The 15,536-nt window shown below is 73.1% G+C and carries 10 protein-coding genes; 7 read left to right on the forward strand and 3 right to left on the reverse strand.

Annotated elements, in window-relative coordinates:
- Positions 1-57: 57 nt before the first annotated feature.
- The 3 genes from DC008_RS08500 to DC008_RS08510 all read right to left on the reverse strand — a co-directional run bounded on the left by DC008_RS08500 (position 58) and on the right by DC008_RS08510 (position 7,237).
- Positions 58-1,521, reverse strand: coding sequence for a glutamate synthase subunit beta (locus DC008_RS08500; protein ID WP_108706429.1), 1,464 nt, complete (start codon positions 1,519-1,521; stop codon positions 58-60).
- Positions 1,514-6,022, reverse strand: coding sequence for a glutamate synthase large subunit (gene gltB, locus DC008_RS08505; protein ID WP_108706430.1), 4,509 nt, complete (start codon positions 6,020-6,022; stop codon positions 1,514-1,516). The genes DC008_RS08500 and gltB overlap by 8 nt, the downstream gene beginning before the upstream one ends.
- Before the next feature lie 483 nt (positions 6,023-6,505).
- Positions 6,506-7,237, reverse strand: coding sequence for a VIT1/CCC1 transporter family protein (locus DC008_RS08510; RefSeq protein ID WP_055621563.1), 732 nt, complete (start codon positions 7,235-7,237; stop codon positions 6,506-6,508).
- A gap of 326 nt (positions 7,238-7,563) precedes the next feature.
- Between DC008_RS08510 and DC008_RS08515 the strand changes: the two genes are divergently transcribed.
- From DC008_RS08515 to DC008_RS08545, 7 genes are read left to right on the forward strand one after another with little or no spacing between them, the layout of a single operon-like run.
- A complete protein-coding gene (locus DC008_RS08515) occupies positions 7,564-8,613 on the forward strand; it encodes an ADP-ribosylglycohydrolase family protein (protein ID WP_108706431.1) in 1,050 nt (349 codons plus the stop codon).
- Positions 8,610-10,016 carry an ADP-ribosylglycohydrolase family protein gene (locus DC008_RS08520; RefSeq protein WP_108706432.1) on the forward strand — a complete coding sequence of 469 codons (1,407 nt, stop codon included), beginning with the start codon at positions 8,610-8,612 and terminating at the stop codon, positions 10,014-10,016. The genes DC008_RS08515 and DC008_RS08520 overlap by 4 nt, the downstream gene beginning before the upstream one ends.
- Positions 10,017-10,023: 7 nt before the next feature.
- On the forward strand, positions 10,024-11,199 hold the full coding sequence (locus tag DC008_RS08525) for an ADP-ribosylglycohydrolase family protein (protein ID WP_108706433.1): 1,176 nt from the start codon (positions 10,024-10,026) through the stop codon (positions 11,197-11,199).
- A complete protein-coding gene (locus tag DC008_RS08530; RefSeq protein ID WP_108706434.1) occupies positions 11,187-12,593 on the forward strand; it encodes an ADP-ribosylglycohydrolase family protein in 1,407 nt (468 codons plus the stop codon). Before DC008_RS08525 ends, DC008_RS08530 begins: the two co-directional genes overlap by 13 nt.
- The gene (rbsK, locus tag DC008_RS08535) at positions 12,590-13,483 is read left to right on the forward strand and encodes a ribokinase (RefSeq protein ID WP_108706435.1); all 894 of its coding nucleotides are present in this window, start codon (positions 12,590-12,592) and stop codon (positions 13,481-13,483) included. Before DC008_RS08530 ends, rbsK begins: the two co-directional genes overlap by 4 nt.
- On the forward strand, positions 13,480-14,679 hold the full coding sequence (locus DC008_RS08540) for a CaiB/BaiF CoA transferase family protein (RefSeq protein ID WP_108706436.1): 1,200 nt from the start codon (positions 13,480-13,482) through the stop codon (positions 14,677-14,679). The genes rbsK and DC008_RS08540 overlap by 4 nt, the downstream gene beginning before the upstream one ends.
- Entirely contained in the window at positions 14,676-15,527 is an 852-nt protein-coding gene (locus DC008_RS08545; protein ID WP_108706437.1) for an HpcH/HpaI aldolase/citrate lyase family protein, read from the forward strand. Before DC008_RS08540 ends, DC008_RS08545 begins: the two co-directional genes overlap by 4 nt.
- The last annotated feature ends 9 nt before the right edge of the window (positions 15,528-15,536 follow it).

The raw sequence follows: 15,536 nt of genomic DNA on the forward strand, positions 1-15,536 counted from the left end.
CCCGGATTTCCCGCCCGTACGCCGTTGTACGGGACGTTCTCGGATGATCCGCCGGGATCAGACCGCCAGGGCGCGGTCCGTCGGGCGGATCGGGGCCGGCAGCTCGCTGGCGCCGGTCAGGAAACGGTCGCAGCCGCGGGCGGCCGATCGGCCCTCCGCGATCGCCCACACGATGAGCGACTGGCCGCGGCCCGCGTCACCGGCGACGAACACGCCCGGCACGTTGGTCTGGAAGTCGGCGTCGCGGGCGATGTTGCCGCGCTCGTCGAGCTCCAGGCCGAACTGCTCGACCAGGCCGTTCTCCCGGTCGGTGCCGGTGAAGCCCATGGCGAGGGTGACCAGCTGGGCGGGGATCTTGCGCTCCGTGCCCGGCTTCTGGGTCAGCCTGCCGTCGACGAACTCGACCTCGGTGAGGTGCAGCCACTGGACGTTGCCGTCCTCGTCGCCCTCGAAGTGGGTGGTGGAGACGGAGTAGACCCGCTCGCCGCCCTCCTCGTGCGCGGACGTGACCTTGTAGAGCATCGGGAACGTCGGCCACGGCTGGGTGACGTTGTTCCGGTCGTCGTTCGGGCGGGGCATGATCTCCAGCTGCGTGACCGAGGCCGCGCCCTGGCGGTGGGCGGTGCCCACGCAGTCGGCGCCGGTGTCGCCGCCGCCGATGACGACGACGTGCTTGCCCTCGGCGGAGATCGGGGAGGTGACGTAGTCGCCCTCCTGGACCTTGTTCGCCAGCGGCAGGTACTCCATCGCCTGGTAGACGCCCTTCAGCTCCCGGCCGGGGACGGGCAGGTCACGGGCGGTGGTGGAGCCGGCGGCGATGACGACGGCGTCGTACCGCTTCTTCAGGTCGGTCGCCTTGAGGTCGCGGCCGATCTCGACACCGGTGCGGAAGCGGGTGCCCTCCGCGCGCATCTGCTCGATACGGCGGTTGATGTGCCGCTTCTCCATCTTGAACTCGGGGATGCCGTACCGGAGGAGGCCTCCGACGCGGTCCGCGCGCTCGTAGACGGCGACCGTGTGGCCGGCGCGGGTCAGCTGCTGGGCGGCGGCGAGGCCCGCCGGGCCCGAGCCGATGACGGCGACGGTCTTGCCGGACAGGCGCTCCGGGATCTGCGGGGCGACGTCCCCGGCCTCCCACGCCTTGTCGATGATGGAGACCTCGACGTTCTTGATGGTGACCGGCGGCTGGTTGATGCCGAGCACGCACGCCGACTCGCAGGGCGCGGGGCAGAGGCGACCGGTGAACTCCGGGAAGTTGTTGGTCGCGTGCAGCCGCTCCTGGGCGGCCGCCCAGTCCTCGCGGTAGGCGTAGTCGTTCCACTCCGGGATGAGGTTCCCGAGCGGACAGCCGTTGTGACAGAACGGGATGCCGCAGTCCATGCACCGGCTGGCCTGCTTGCTGATGATCGGCAGCAGCGAGCCGGGGACGTAGACCTCGTTCCAGTCCTTCAGCCGGACGTCGACGGGGCGGGACTTGGCGACCTCGCGCCCGTGGTTGAGAAAGCCCTTGGGATCAGCCATTGGTCGCCGCCTCCATCATCTTCTCGGTGATCTCGGTCTCGGAGAGACCGGCTCGCTCGGCGGCGTCCTTGGCGGCGAGCACTGCCTTGTACGTGCTGGGGATGATCTTGCTGAAGCGGTCCACCGCGGTGTCCCACTCGGCGAGGAGCTTCTCGGCGACCGTGGACGCGGTCTCCTCCTGGTGGCGGCGCACGACGTCGTGCAGCCACTGCTTGTCGCTCTCGTCGAGCGCCTCGACGGCATCGACGTTGCCGGCGTTGACGTTGTCCCGGTCGAGGTCGATGACGTAGGCGATGCCACCGGACATACCGGCCGCGAAGTTGCGGCCCGTCTCACCGAGGACCACCGCGTGACCGCCGGTCATGTACTCGCAGCCGTGGTCGCCCACGCCCTCGGAGACGACCGTCGCGCCGGAGTTGCGGACGCAGAACCGCTCGCCGGTACGACCGCGCAGGAACAGCTCGCCACCGGTCGCGCCGTAGGCGATGGTGTTGCCCGCGATCGTCGAGTACTCGGCCAGGTGGTCGGCGGCCCGGTCCGGGCGGACGACGATCCGGCCGCCGGAGAGGCCCTTGCCGACGTAGTCGTTGGCGTCGCCCTCCAGCCGCAGCGTGACACCGCGCGGGAGGAAGGCGCCGAAGGACTGGCCCGCGGAGCCGGTGAAGGTGATGTCGATGGTGTCGTCGGGCAGGCCCGCGCCACCGAACTTCTTCGTCACCTCGTGGCCGAGCATGGTGCCGACCGTGCGGTTGATGTTGCGGACCTTCACCTGGGCGCGCACCGGCTGGGCGTCGGTCACCGAGTCGGCGGCGAGAGCGTCGGCGGCGAGCTTGATCAGCTCGTTGTCGAGCGCCTTCTCCAGGCCGTGGTCCTGCTGGACCAGCTGGTGGCGGACCGCGCCGGCCGGCAGGTCGGGCACGTGGAAGAGCGGCTCCAGGTTCAGGCCCTGCGCCTTCCAGTGGTCGACCGCGCGGGTCACGTCGAGCGCCTCGGCGTGACCGACGGCCTCCTCGATGGAGCGGAAGCCCAGCTCGGCGAGGAGCTCGCGGACCTCTTCGGCGATGTACCGGAAGAAGTTGACGATGTACTCGGCCTTGCCGGAGAACCGGTCGCGCAGCACCGGGTTCTGGGTGGCGATGCCGACCGGGCAGGTGTCCAGGTGGCAGACGCGCATCATGACGCAGCCGGAGACGACGAGCGGCGCGGTCGCGAAACCGAACTCCTCGGCGCCCAGCAGCGCGGCGATGACGACGTCACGGCCGGTCTTCAGCTGGCCGTCGGTCTGCACGACGATGCGGTCGCGCAGGCCGTTGAGCAGCAGCGTCTGCTGGGTCTCGGCGAGGCCGAGCTCCCAGGGGCCGCCCGCGTGCTTCAGCGAGGTCAGCGGGGAGGCACCGGTGCCGCCGTCGTGACCGGAGATCAGCACGACGTCCGCGTGGGCCTTGGACACACCGGCCGCGACCGTGCCGACGCCGACCTCGGAGACCAGCTTCACGTGGATGCGGGCCTGCGGGTTGGCGTTCTTCAGGTCGTGGATCAGCTGGGCCAGGTCCTCGATCGAGTAGATGTCGTGGTGCGGCGGCGGGGAGATGAGCCCCACGCCCGGCGTGGAGTGCCGGGTCTTCGCCACCCACGGGTACACCTTGTGGCCGGGCAGCTGGCCGCCCTCGCCGGGCTTGGCGCCCTGGGCCATCTTGATCTGGATGTCGTCTGCGTTGACGAGGTACTCGCTGGTCACACCGAAGCGGCCGGAGGCGACCTGCTTGATGGAGGACCGGCGGGCCGGGTCGTACAGACGGTCCGGGTCCTCGCCGCCCTCACCGGTGTTGGACTTGCCGCCCAGCTGGTTCATGGCGATGGCGAGGGTCTCGTGCGCCTCCTTGGAGATGGAGCCGTACGACATGGCGCCGGTGGAGAAGCGCTTGACGATCTCGGAGACCGGCTCGACCTCCTCGACGGGGATCGAGGGGCGGTCCGACTTGAAGCCGAACAGGCCGCGCAGCGTCATCAGCCGCTCGGACTGCTCGTTCACGCGCTCGGTGTACTTCTTGAAGATGTCGTAGCGGCCGGTGCGCGTGGAGTGCTGGAGGCGGAAGACCGTCTCCGGGTCGAACAGATGCGGCTCGCCCTCGCGGCGCCACTGGTACTCGCCGCCTATGTCCAGCGCGCGGTGCGCCGGGGCGATGCCGGAGGCCGGGTAGGCCTTGGCGTGCCGGGCGGCGACCTCCTGGGCGATGACGTCGAGGCCGACGCCGCCGATCTTGGTGGCCGTGCCGTTGAAGTACTTCTCCACGAAGGCGTCTTCGAGACCGACGGCCTCGAAGACCTGGGCGCCCCGGTAGGAGGCGACGGTGGAGATGCCCATCTTCGACATGACCTTGAGGACGCCCTTGCCGAGAGCGTAGATCAGGTTGCGGATGGCCTGCTCGGCCTCCATGCCGGGCAGGAAGGTGCCGGCGCGGACCAGGTCCTCGACGGACTCCATCGCCAGGTACGGGTTGACCGCGGCGGCGCCGTAGCCGATGAGCAGGGCGACGTGGTGGACCTCGCGGACGTCGCCGGCCTCGACCAGCAGGCCCACGTGGGTGCGCTGCTTGGTGCGGATGAGGTGGTGGTGGACGGCGGCGGTGAGCAGCAGCGACGGGATCGGCGCGTGCTCGGCGTCGGAGTGGCGGTCCGACAGGACGATCAGCCGGGCGCCGTTCTCGATGGCGGCGTCGGCCTCGGCGCAGATCTCCTCGATGCGCGCGGCGAGGGCGTCGCCGCCGCCGGAGACCCGGTACAGGCCGGAGAGCGTCGCGGCCTTGAAGCCGGGCATGTCGCCGTCGGCGTTGATGTGGATGAGCTTGGCCAGCTCGTCGTTGTCGATCACCGGGAAGGGCAGGGTGACCGAGCGACAGGAGGCGGCGGTCGGCTCGAGCAGGTTGCCCTGGGGGCCCAGCGAGGAGCGCAGCGAGGTGACGAGCTCCTCGCGGATGGCGTCCAGCGGCGGGTTGGTGACCTGCGCGAACAGCTGGGTGAAGTAGTCGAAGAGCAGCCGGGGGCGGTCGCTCAGCGCGGCGATCGGCGAGTCGGTGCCCATCGAGCCGATCGGCTCGGCGCCGGCCTTGGCCATCGGCGCGAGGATGATGCGCAGCTCTTCCTCGGTGTAGCCGAAGGTCTGCTGGCGGCGGGTGACCGAGGCGTGGGTGTGCACGATGTGCTCGCGCTCGGGCAGGTCCGACAGCTCGATCTCGCCGGCCTCCAGCCACTCCGCGTACGGCTGCTCGCCGGCGAGGGACGCCTTGATCTCGTCGTCCTCGATGATGCGGTGCTCGGCGGTGTCGACGAGGAACATGCGGCCCGGCTGGAGGCGGCCCTTGCGGACGACCTTGGCGGGGTCGATGTCGAGGACGCCGACCTCGGAGCCGAGGACGACGAGGCCGTCGTCCGTGACCCAGTAGCGGCCGGGGCGCAGACCGTTGCGGTCGAGGACCGCGCCGACCTGGGTGCCGTCGGTGAAGGTGACGCAGGCCGGGCCGTCCCAGGGCTCCATCATCGTGGAGTGGAACTGGTAGAAGGCGCGGCGGGCCGGGTCCATGGAGTCGTGGTTCTCCCACGCCTCCGGGATCATCATCAGCACCGAGTGCGGCAGGGAGCGGCCGCCGAGGTGGAGGAGCTCCAGCACCTCGTCGAAGGAGGCGGAGTCGGAGGCGTCCGGGGTGCAGACCGGGAAGACGCGCTCCAGGCCCTTGTCGCCGAACAGGTCGGAGACGAGCTGCGACTCGCGGGCGCGCATCCAGTTGCGGTTGCCCTTGACGGTGTTGATCTCACCGTTGTGCGCGACGAAGCGGTAGGGGTGCGCGAGCGGCCACGACGGGAAGGTGTTCGTGGAGAAGCGCGAGTGGACGAGCGCGATCGCGGAGGCGAAACGGCGGTCGGACAGGTCCGGGAAGAAGGGCTCCAGCTGGCCGGTGGTCAGCATGCCCTTGTAGACGATCGTGCGGGACGACAGCGACGGGAAGTACGTCCCGGCCTCGCGCTCGGCGCGCTTGCGCAGCACGAACGCCTTGCGGTCCAGGGCGATGTCCGTGGAGGTGCCGTCGGCGACGAAGATCTGGCGGAAGGCCGGCATCGTCGAGCGGGCGGTGGCGCCGAGCAGTCCGGGGGCGACCGGGACCTCGCGCCAGCCGAGGACGTCGAGGCCCTCCTCGGCGGCGATCGTCTCGATGCGCGCGACGGTGTCCTCGGTCCCCTCCTCCGGCAGGAAGGCGATGCCGACGGCGTAGGCGCCGGCCTCGGGCAGCTCGAATGCGGTGACCTCGCGCAGGAAGGCGTCCGGCACCTGGGAGAGGATGCCCGCGCCGTCACCCGAGTCGGGCTCGGAGCCGGTGGCGCCGCGGTGCTCGAGATTGCGCAGAACGGTCAGCGCCTGCTCGACCAGCGTGTGGCTCGCCTCTCCGGTGAGGGTGGCCACGAAGCCGACGCCGCAGGCGTCGTGCTCGTCGCGGGGGTCGTACATACCCTGCGCAGCAGGGCGAGCATCCATGAACGACCAGTTCTGGCCATTCGTGGAGTGCTGGGACGGCTGGCGCGGCGTACGCATCGGCTCTCCCGTCGTCGTCATTTGTCTGGGAATCCCCCGGGTCGGAAGCCGGGGGGCAGGTGCAAGGGACGACGTTGGCCCTTTGCGTGATCGCAAAATTTCGTGCAGGTTACATGATGGAACGACTCTCGGGAACCGGGATACTCCGTTCCACCATGCGGACACCACGGCCTGCGGCAGGGGTCCCGCGCACGTGGCTCGAAGTATGGGGGGGGACCGAGCGGGACAGGTCCATGCCCGTCGGTCCTCGAGGAGGCGGAAGGGGCGTCGTCGCCCACCCCGCGTGTGCGCTGCAGGCTTCATTGCCCACAGTGCTTACGGCTCATGCCCGGTGGTCATGCATCCGAAACCAGCGAGTAACGGAAACTTATGCGGTCCGACGTATAAGTTCCAGCCGCGCTATCCTACGGCCGTTTCGAAGAAGCTGCCCAGGGCGTACGTCACACCGGCCGCCGCGCCACCCAGGGCGAGCTGCCGCAGACCGCTGAACCACCAGCTGCGCGCCGTCACCTTGGCCACGACCGCACCGCACAGGAAGAGGCCGAGCAGCGCGAGCAGGACGGCCGGCCACAGCGCGGTGGCGCCGAGCAGGTACGGCAGGACGGGCAGCAGGGCGCCGAGGGCGAAGGACCCGAACGACGACACCGCGGCGACCAGGGGCGAGGGCAGGTCGCCGGGGTCGATGCCGAGCTCCTCCCTGGCGTGTATCTCCAGGGCCAGCTCGGGGTCGCGGGAGAGCTGTGCCGCGACGGCCCGCGCGAGGTCGGCGTCCACGCCCCGGGCCTCGTAGAGGGCCGCCAGCTCGGCCTCCTCGTCCTCGGGGTGCTTGCGCAGCTCCCGCCGCTCGACGGCCAGTTCGGCCTCGACGAGCTCGCGTTGCGAGGCGACCGAGGTGTACTCGCCGGCGGCCATGGAGAAGGCGCCGGCCGCGAGGCCCGCGAGGCCGCTGAGCACGATGGTCTGGTGGCTGACGGCACCGCCGGCGACACCGGTCATGAGGGCGAGGTTGGAGACGAGGCCGTCCATCGCGCCGAAGACCGCGGGGCGCAGCCAGCCGCCGTTCACGTCGCGGTGCGTGTGGTTGTCACGGTGCGCCTCGTGCAGCGCGGCCTCGGTCTCGATGATCGCCATGAGGTTCCCCCCGGAAGTCAGGTGGCCGGAAAAGCTTCGGAAAAGCCAGATGAGGCGGCAGAACGCGAAGTCAGGCAAGGCTTGCTTTAGACGTGTTCTACTCTTTGACAACACCCAATCTACGCCGCCCCATTCCCGCCCGCCAGCAAGGAAAGGCTGGGCTAACCTGCGGTTTTGCCCTAAAACCCGCCACGCCGCCGGGGCCTCGGACGCCACGTCGACCGGGTGACAGTGGGGCCGTCGAGGCTCAGGTCAACCGCCGACGGTGGGACACATCCGCAAAGGGCTCCGCGCCCTGGGCGGAGCCCCCGGAGGAGAGGCCGCGTATGGCATCGATCGCCTGCATCCCCTCGGTCCCGGCGCCCGGTGACGCCGGCGAACTCCGCGAGCGGGCGCGCGGCGCCCTGCTGGGCCTGGCGGTGGGCGACGCGCTGGGCGCCCCCGCCGAGAACATGAAGCCCTCGGAGATCCGCGCCCGGTGGGGCCGCATCACCGGTTTCGTCAGCGAACGGCCGTGCGGTACCGACGACACCGAGTACGCGATCTTCTCCGGGCTGCTGCTCGCCCGCCACGGCTCGGCGCTCACGCCGGCCCATGTCGAGGCCGCCTGGCACGAGTGGATCGCGGACCGGGCGGAGGGGCCGTTCCGGGGCGCCGGGTTCAGCGAGCGGGGCACGCTGGAGAACCTCCGCCGGGGTCTCGCGGCGCCCATCTCCGCACAGCACCGGCACGCCTGGAGCGACGGGCTGGCCATGCGGGCGGCGCCCTTCGGCGTGTTCGCCGCGGGCCGCCCCGCCGAGGCCGCCCGGCTGGTCGCCATCGACGGCTCGGTGAGCCACGACGGCGAGGGCATCTACGGCGGCCAGGCCGTGGCGGCCGGGGTGGCCGCGGCGATGACGGGCGCCCCGACCCCGGTGGTGGTGGCCTCGGCGCTGGCCGTGGTCCCGGACGACTCCTGGACGGCCCGCTCCCTGCGCCGGGCAGCCGCGGTCGCCCACGAGGGGGAACGCGCGGTGCGCTCCGCGGTGGTCATCGGCGGCTACCCCTGGACCGACCTGGCCCCCGAGGCGGTCGCCCTGGCCTTCGGCGCGTACGCGGCGGCCGACGGCGACTTCGTCCAGGCGGTCCTGACGGCGGTGAACATGGGTCGCGACGCGGACACGACTGCCGCGGTGGCGGGCGCACTGGCCGGCGCGACGCAGGGCGAGCAGGCGATCCCCCCGGACTGGGCGGCCGCGATCGCCCCGGCCCGCGGCAGCTGCCTGCCGTCGATGGCGGGCCACCACGTCCTGGAGGTGGCGGAACTCCTGGTCCCCGGCGACGACCGCAAATGGATCACCGGAGCCCTCACCCCGACAAAGGAGCCCCTCGGATGACCCCCCCAACCCCGTGGTCCGACCCCACCCCCGACGAAGCGTCCCCACCCACCACAGGCCCGACGCTCCTCCTCCCACCCCCCGAACCGGAGGACGCCGACGACGAGTTCGCCCCACCGGGGCCACCCGCACCCGACGACGAAAGCTGCACGGGTGGTGCGGGTGGCAGACTCCTGGCCGAAGGCGAAGCCGAGGCCGTCCCCACCCGCGAGCCCGCGCAGCACCCCCGTGCGGGTGGGAAACTCCTGGCCGAAGGCGAAGCCGAGGCCGCTGCACCCCAGCCCGGCGCGGCGCACCGCATCCAAGGACTCCTCCTGGGCCTGGCCGCAGGCGACGCCGCCGGCTGGCCCGCCGCCCGGCACCGGGCCGCGCGTATGCCGGACTGGACGCGGCGCCTGACCCGCGAACTGGAGACGTTCGCCGAGCAGAACGCCACGACCACCCTCCCCGTACCGATCGCCCTCAACCAGCCCCCCGAACCCCTCCGTCTGGGCCCCTCCGACGACGCCGAGTGGGCGGCGTTCACCGCGGAGGCCCTGCTGCGGGCCGGCGACGACACCGCCCTGGGCGACCTCAGCCGCGACCGCCGCGTCAGGGCAGCCATCGACCTCACCTGGAACGCCCTCGCCGGCGAGATCGCCGCCGCAGCCGACCGCGCCCCCGAGGTCGAGTCGGCGGTCCTACCGCTGCGCGCCCGCATCTCCGTCCGCGCCGGCCTCGGCAACCTCGCCACCGGCCTCCGCCCACCCGCCACCGGCCACGACAACCCGCACTTCTTCGACGACGCGGCCTGCGTACGCGCCTGCGTCCTGGCCGTCGCCCACCCCGGCGACCCCGAACGCGCCGCCGGCCTGGCCGAGTTCGACGCCCGTTACACCCAGGACGGCGACGGCGTCCTCGGCGCCCGGGCGATGGCCGCGGCCGTCTCCCTGGCCCTCACCGGCGCGCCCACCGGCACCTGCGTCACGGCGGCGCTCACCGAACTCCCCGAGGGCACGGAGATCGGACGCAACGCCCACCACGCCGTGGACCTCGCCCGCGCCGCGGACGGCGCCTTCGCCCTGGTCCCCCTCCTGGAGCACCAGATCGTCGACCACGTCTACAGCTACGGCGTCGCCGCCGCCGAGACCGTGCCGGTCGCCCTCGCGCTCGCCGTCGCCGCGGACGGCCGTATCGCCGAGGCGGTCCCCGCCGCCGCCTGCCTGTCCCGGGTGGCGGACTCGGCACCGGCCCTGACCGGCGCGCTCACCGGCGCGCTCGGCGGCGCCGCGTGCGTCGCGGCGGCCTGGCGCGACGCCTGCCGCACCCTCTCCGGCTGCGCGCTCCCCCGGCTCACCGGCACCGACCTGGTGGAACTCGCCGACCTCCTGGAAGCCGCACAACCGGACCGACCAGGAGGATGATTCCGGCATGACGCCCAAAGCAGATGAAAACAGTGGTCCGCGTCTCGACGAACGGATCACCGGCGCCCTGGTCGGCGCGGCCGTCGGCGACGCCCTCGGCGGCCCGGTGGAGGGCTACTCCCCGGATCAGATCCTGGAGCGCCACGGCGGCCGCGTCCACGGCGTCGTCGGCCCCTGGAACGGCGAGGACTGGCGTACGGCCCGCCCCATCGCGCCGTACCACAAGGGCGACGGGCACGTCACCGACGACACGTTGATGACGCACGCGCTGATCCGCGTCTACGCGGCCGTCCGCGACCACCTCGACGCGTACGCGATCGCCGACCACCTGGTCCCGGACCTGATGGCGAACCCCCGCTGGATCCCGGAGCTGGAGGCCGAGGCGCTCCCCCTGCACCGGATCTTCCTGGCGGAGAAGTGGCTCGTGGCCCGCCTCCACTACGGCCACGTCGACCCCCGGGAGGCCGGCGTCGGCAACATCGTGAACTGCGGTGCCGCGATGTACATGGCCCCCGTCGGCCTGGTCAACGCCGCCGACCCGCGCGCCGCGTACGCCGAGGCGCTGGACGTCGCGGGCGCCCACCAGTCGTCGTACGGACGTGAGGCGGCCGGTGTGTTCGCGGCGGCCGTGGCGGCGGCCTGCTCCCCCGGCGCGACCCCCGACTCTGTCGTCGGCGCCTGTCTGTCCCTGGCCCGGGACGGCACCCGCGAGGCCATCGAGAAGTGCTGCGAGACCGCCACGGCTCACGGCGACTTCGAGTCCGCGCTGGTCCCGCTGCGCGAGGCGGTCGCCCCCTACGACACCGTCGGCCCCGACTACCGCCGGCCCTCCCTGGGCGCCCGCCGGCCCTCCCGGCTGCACGCGATCGAGGAACTGCCCATCGCCCTGGCCATGGTGCTGATCGGGGGCGGCGACTTCCGCCGGGCGGTGCTGGGCTCGGTGAACTACGGCCGTGACTGCGACTCGATCGCGACGATGGCGGGCGCGGTGGCCGGCGCCCTCGGCTCCCCGGTCCCGGAGGACTGGGCGAAGACGGTCGCGGAGGCCAGCCGGCTGGACCTGTGGGAGCCGCCCCGCGTCCTGACCGAGGTGGCCCGTGAGGTGCACACCCGGGACGTGGCCCGCCGCCGCGCCCACGAGGCGGCGTTCGAGACGCTGGAGGGCCGGCCGTGCTCCGCGTGACCTGGGTGCAGCCCGAGGATCTGATCGGCCACGAGCTGCGCCAGGCCGCCCTGGACGGCAGGGAGCCGGCACGGATCGCGGCCCGCTGGGCGGCGGCCGGAGGCCGTACGGCTCCCGCGCGGGCGGGCGCCTCGCCACAACCGGCGTCCCGCTATCTGCGCACGCTGGCCGAGGACCTGCTGGACGAACTGGCCGACCTGCCGAGCCGGACGGCGGACCGGGAGCCCACCGACCTCGCCGCCATCAAGGCTCTCCGCCCCGACTGGCCCGCGCCCCCGGCCTCCCCCGCGCGGACCTCTCCGGCCCGGCTCGAGGCCGCCTGGCTGGGCCGGGCCGTCGGCTGTCTGCTGGGCAAGCCGGTCGAGAAGCTGCCGCTCGACGCCATCCGCGCGCTCGCCCGGCCGACCGGCAACTGGCCCCTGCGCGGCTACTTCACGGCCCGGGGCGTCCCGCCCGAGCTGCTCGCCGCCCATCCCTGGAACCGCCGCTCCGCCACGACCTCGCTGGCCGAGAACATCGACGGCATGCCCGAGGACGACGACCTCAACTACCCGCTGCTCAACCTGCTGCTGCTCCAGCGGTACGGCCGGGCCTTCACCACCGCGGACGTGGCCCGCCTCTGGCTGGACGAACTCCCCGCGGGCCGTACGTTCACCGCCGAACGCGTCGCGCTGCGCAACCTCCTCCTCGGGGTCGAACCCCCGCACACGGCCCGCCACCGCAACCCGTTCCGCGAGTGGATCGGTGCCCTCATCCGGGCCGACGTCCACGGCTGGACCCACCCCGGCGATCCGGGTGCCGCGGCCGAACAGGCCCACCGGGACGCCACCCTCACGCACACCGCCAACGGCGTCTACGCGGCGATGTTCGCGGCGGCGGTCATCGCCCGCGCGGCCCACGCGACCGGGCCGCAGGACGTCCACGACTGCCTGCGCGCCGGGCTCGCGGTGATCCCGTCCGAGTCCCGCCTCGCCCGGGCCGTCGACCACGCGATGACGCTGGCGCGCGCCCACGAGGACTTCGACACGGTCGTCGACCGACTGCACGCCGTCCACGGGGAGGACCACCACTGGGTCCACGCCGTCCCCAACACGGCCCTGATCGCCGCCGCCCTCACCCACGCCGACGGCGACTTCACCGGCTCCATCTGCCGTGCCGTGTCCGGCGGCTGGGACACCGACTCCAACGGCGCGACGGCGGGCAGCGTCGCAGGCCTTCTCGCCGGCTCCCCCGCCGCCCTGCCCGACCATTGGACCGCCCCGCTGAAGAACCGTCTCGCCACCTCCGTCGGCGGCCTCGACGGCACCGGCTTCGACACGCTCGCCCGGCTCACACACGACCTCGCCCAAGCCCCCGCCCCGGACCTCACCCCCTTGGAGGCCGTCCGCCCATGACCGACATCGTCGTGCTCGGCAGCACGAACATGGACCTCGTCACCTATGTAGAGAAGGCCCCGCAGCGCGGCGAGACCGTCACCGGCCGGGAGTTCCGCACGATCCCCGGCGGCAAGGGCGCCAACCAGGCGACCGCCGCGGCCCGCGCGGGCGGCGACGTGCTGATGATCGGCGCCGTCGGCAACGACACCTACGGCGCCCAGCTGCGCTCCGCGCTCGAGCACTCCGGGGTCGACACCGACGACCTGCGCACCGTCGAGGGCCCCTCCGGCACCGCGCACATCGTCGTCGACGACGAGGGCGGCAACGCGATCGTCGTCATCCCCGGCGCCAACGCCACCCTCGACCACCTCAGCCCGGGTGACGAGGGCGTGATCGCCGACGCCGACACCCTGCTGCTCCAGCTGGAGATCCCGCTGCCCGCCGTGCTCGCGGGCGCCCGCGCCGCCCGCCGCCACGGCGTCCGTACGGTCCTCACCCCCTCCCCCGCCCGGCCGCTCCCCGACGAGCTCCTCGGCGCCATCGACCTGATCGTCCCCAACGAGCACGAGGCCGCCACCCTGACCGGCCGCACCGACCCCCGCGAGGCGGCCGGCGTCCTGCTGGGCCTGGTCCCCGAGGTCGTCGTCACCCTGGGCGCGTCCGGCAGCCTGTACGCCGCCCGGGGCGCCGAACCGCTCACGGTCCCTGCCCTGAAGGTCACCGCCGTCGACTCCACCGGCGCCGGCGACACCTTCGTCGGCGCCCTCGCGGTGGCACTGGGCGAGGGCCGCCCGATGCCCGACGCGCTGGCCTGGGCGTCCTGCGCGGCCGCGCTGTCCGTGCAGCGGGAGGGCGCCACGGTGTCGATGCCGTACCGGCCCGAGATCGACGAACGGTACGCGTCATGAGCGCGGCGGCCCCGGCGCCCCTGGCCGGCCTGCGCGTGATCGACCTGGCCACCCTGTTCGCCGGCCCGCTGGCCGCGACGATGCTCGGCGACTTCGGCGCGGAGGTGATCAAGGTCGAGCACCCCGAGAAGCCGGACCCGTCCCGTGGGCACGGCCCCGCCAAGGACGGGGTGGGGCTGTGGTGGAAGGTCCTCGGCCGCAACAAGCGCGCGATCACCCTGAACCTGTCCCGGCCCGGCGGCCGCGCCACCCTGCTGCGGCTGGCCGCCACCGCGGACGTGATCATCGAGAACTTCCGCCCCGGCACCCTGGAGAAGTGGGACCTGGGCTGGCCGGAGCTGTCGGCCGCCAACCCCCGTCTGGTCCTGACCCGGGTCACCGGCTTCGGGCAGTTCGGCCCCTCCTCCCACCGCCCCGGCTTCGGCACCCTCGCCGAGGCGATGAGCGGCTTCGCCGCGCTCACCGGGGAGCCCGACGCGCCCCCGACGCTCCCGCCGTTCGGCCTGGCCGACTCGATCGCGGGCCTCGCCACCGCGTACGCCGTGATGACGGCCCTCGCGGCCCGTGAGCGCACCGGCGAGGGCCAGGTCGTCGACATGGCGCTCATCGAGCCGATGCTGATGGCCCTCGGACCCCAGCCGACCTGGTACGACCAGCTCGGCTACGTCCAGGAGCGCACCGGCAACCGCTCCGCCAACAACGCCCCGCGCAACACCTACCGCACGGCCGACGGCACCTGGGTCGCCGTCTCCACGTCCGCCCAGTCGATCGCCGAGCGCGTGATGCGGCTCGTGGGGCGCCCCGACCTGATCGACGAGCCGTGGTTCGCGACGGGCGTGGACCGGGCGCGCCACGCCGACGTGCTGGACCGGGCGGTCGGCGACTGGATCGCCCGGCACACCCGCGCCGACGTCCTGGCCGCCTTCGAGAAGGCGGAGGCGGCGGTGGCCCCGGTCCAGGACATCCGGGACGTGATGACGGACCCGCAGTACGCGGCGCTCGACACGGTCACCACCGTGGACGATCCCGAGCTGGGCCCGCTGCGGATGCAGAACGTCCTGTTCCGGCTCTCCGCCACGCCCGGCACGATCCGCTGGGCGGGCCGGCCGCACGGCGCGGACACCGACGAGGTCCTCACCGGTCTCGGGCTGTCCCCCGCCGACCTCGCGGCCCTGCGGGAGGAGGGCGCGCTGTGACCGTCCCGGCGGAGACCACCCCGTACCCGCTGACCTGGCTGTACGCCCCCGGGGACCGGCCCCGGGTGGTGGCCGGGGCACTCGCGTCCGGCGCCGACGTCGTCATCGTCGACCTGGAGGACGCGGTGGCCCCGGACCGCAAGGACTACGCGCGGGCGGCCACGGCCGAGCTGCTGTCCGCGCCGGAGCACCCCGTGCCCGTCCATGTCCGGGTGAACGCGCTGGGCACCCCGCCGGCGCAGCGGGATCTCGCGGCGCTGGCCGCCCTGCCCGGTCTGGCCGCGCTGCGGCTGCCGAAGGTGACGTCGGCCGACCAGGTCATCCATCTCGCCGAGACCACACCGCCCTCGGCGCCGGGCACGACCCGGCTGCACGCGCTCCTGGAATCGGCCCTCGGCATCGAACGGGCGCACGCGATCGCGTCCGCGCACCCGGCCCTGCGCGGTATCTCCCTCGGCGAGGCGGACCTGCGCGCCGACCTGGGCGTACGGGGCGACGCAGGGCTCGACTGGTGCCGTTCCCGGGTCGTGGTCGCCGCACGGGCCGCCGGGCTGCCCCCGCCGGCCCAGTCCATCCACCCGGACATCCGCGACCTGGAGGGCCTGGCGGCGACCTGCGCGCACGGCCGCGCGCTGGGCTTCCTCGGCCGCGCGGCGATCCACCCCCGGCAGCTGCCCGTGATCGAGCGGGCCTATCTGCCCTCGGAGCGGGAGGTGGAGCAGGCGGAGACGATCGTGAAGGCGGCGGCGAGGGACCAGGGGGCGCTGGCGCTGCCGGACGGGCGGTTCGTGGACGCGGCGATGGTGGCCGCCGCGCGCCGGACGCTGTCCCTGGCGCGTCGCGGCTGAGACACACGA

The sequence above is a fragment of the Streptomyces nigra genome (assembly GCF_003074055.1).
In the GTDB taxonomy this organism is placed as follows: Bacteria; Actinomycetota; Actinomycetes; order Streptomycetales; family Streptomycetaceae; genus Streptomyces; species Streptomyces nigra.

Excerpts from the sequence above, each read along its gene's own strand:
- DC008_RS08515 (WP_108706431.1), top strand. The coding sequence starts at position 7,564 with ATGGCATCGATCGCCTGCATCCCCTCGGTCCCGGCGCCCGGTGACGCC.
- gltB (WP_108706430.1), bottom strand. The coding sequence starts at position 6,022 with ATGTACGACCCCCGCGACGAGCACGACGCCTGCGGCGTCGGCTTCGTG.
- DC008_RS08510 (WP_055621563.1), bottom strand. The coding sequence starts at position 7,237 with ATGGCGATCATCGAGACCGAGGCCGCGCTGCACGAGGCGCACCGTGAC.
- DC008_RS08540 (WP_108706436.1), top strand. The coding sequence starts at position 13,480 with ATGAGCGCGGCGGCCCCGGCGCCCCTGGCCGGCCTGCGCGTGATCGAC.
- DC008_RS08500 (WP_108706429.1), bottom strand. The coding sequence starts at position 1,521 with ATGGCTGATCCCAAGGGCTTTCTCAACCACGGGCGCGAGGTCGCCAAG.
- DC008_RS08520 (WP_108706432.1), top strand. The coding sequence starts at position 8,610 with ATGACCCCCCCAACCCCGTGGTCCGACCCCACCCCCGACGAAGCGTCC.
- DC008_RS08525 (WP_108706433.1), top strand. The coding sequence starts at position 10,024 with ATGACGCCCAAAGCAGATGAAAACAGTGGTCCGCGTCTCGACGAACGG.
- rbsK (WP_108706435.1), top strand. The coding sequence starts at position 12,590 with ATGACCGACATCGTCGTGCTCGGCAGCACGAACATGGACCTCGTCACC.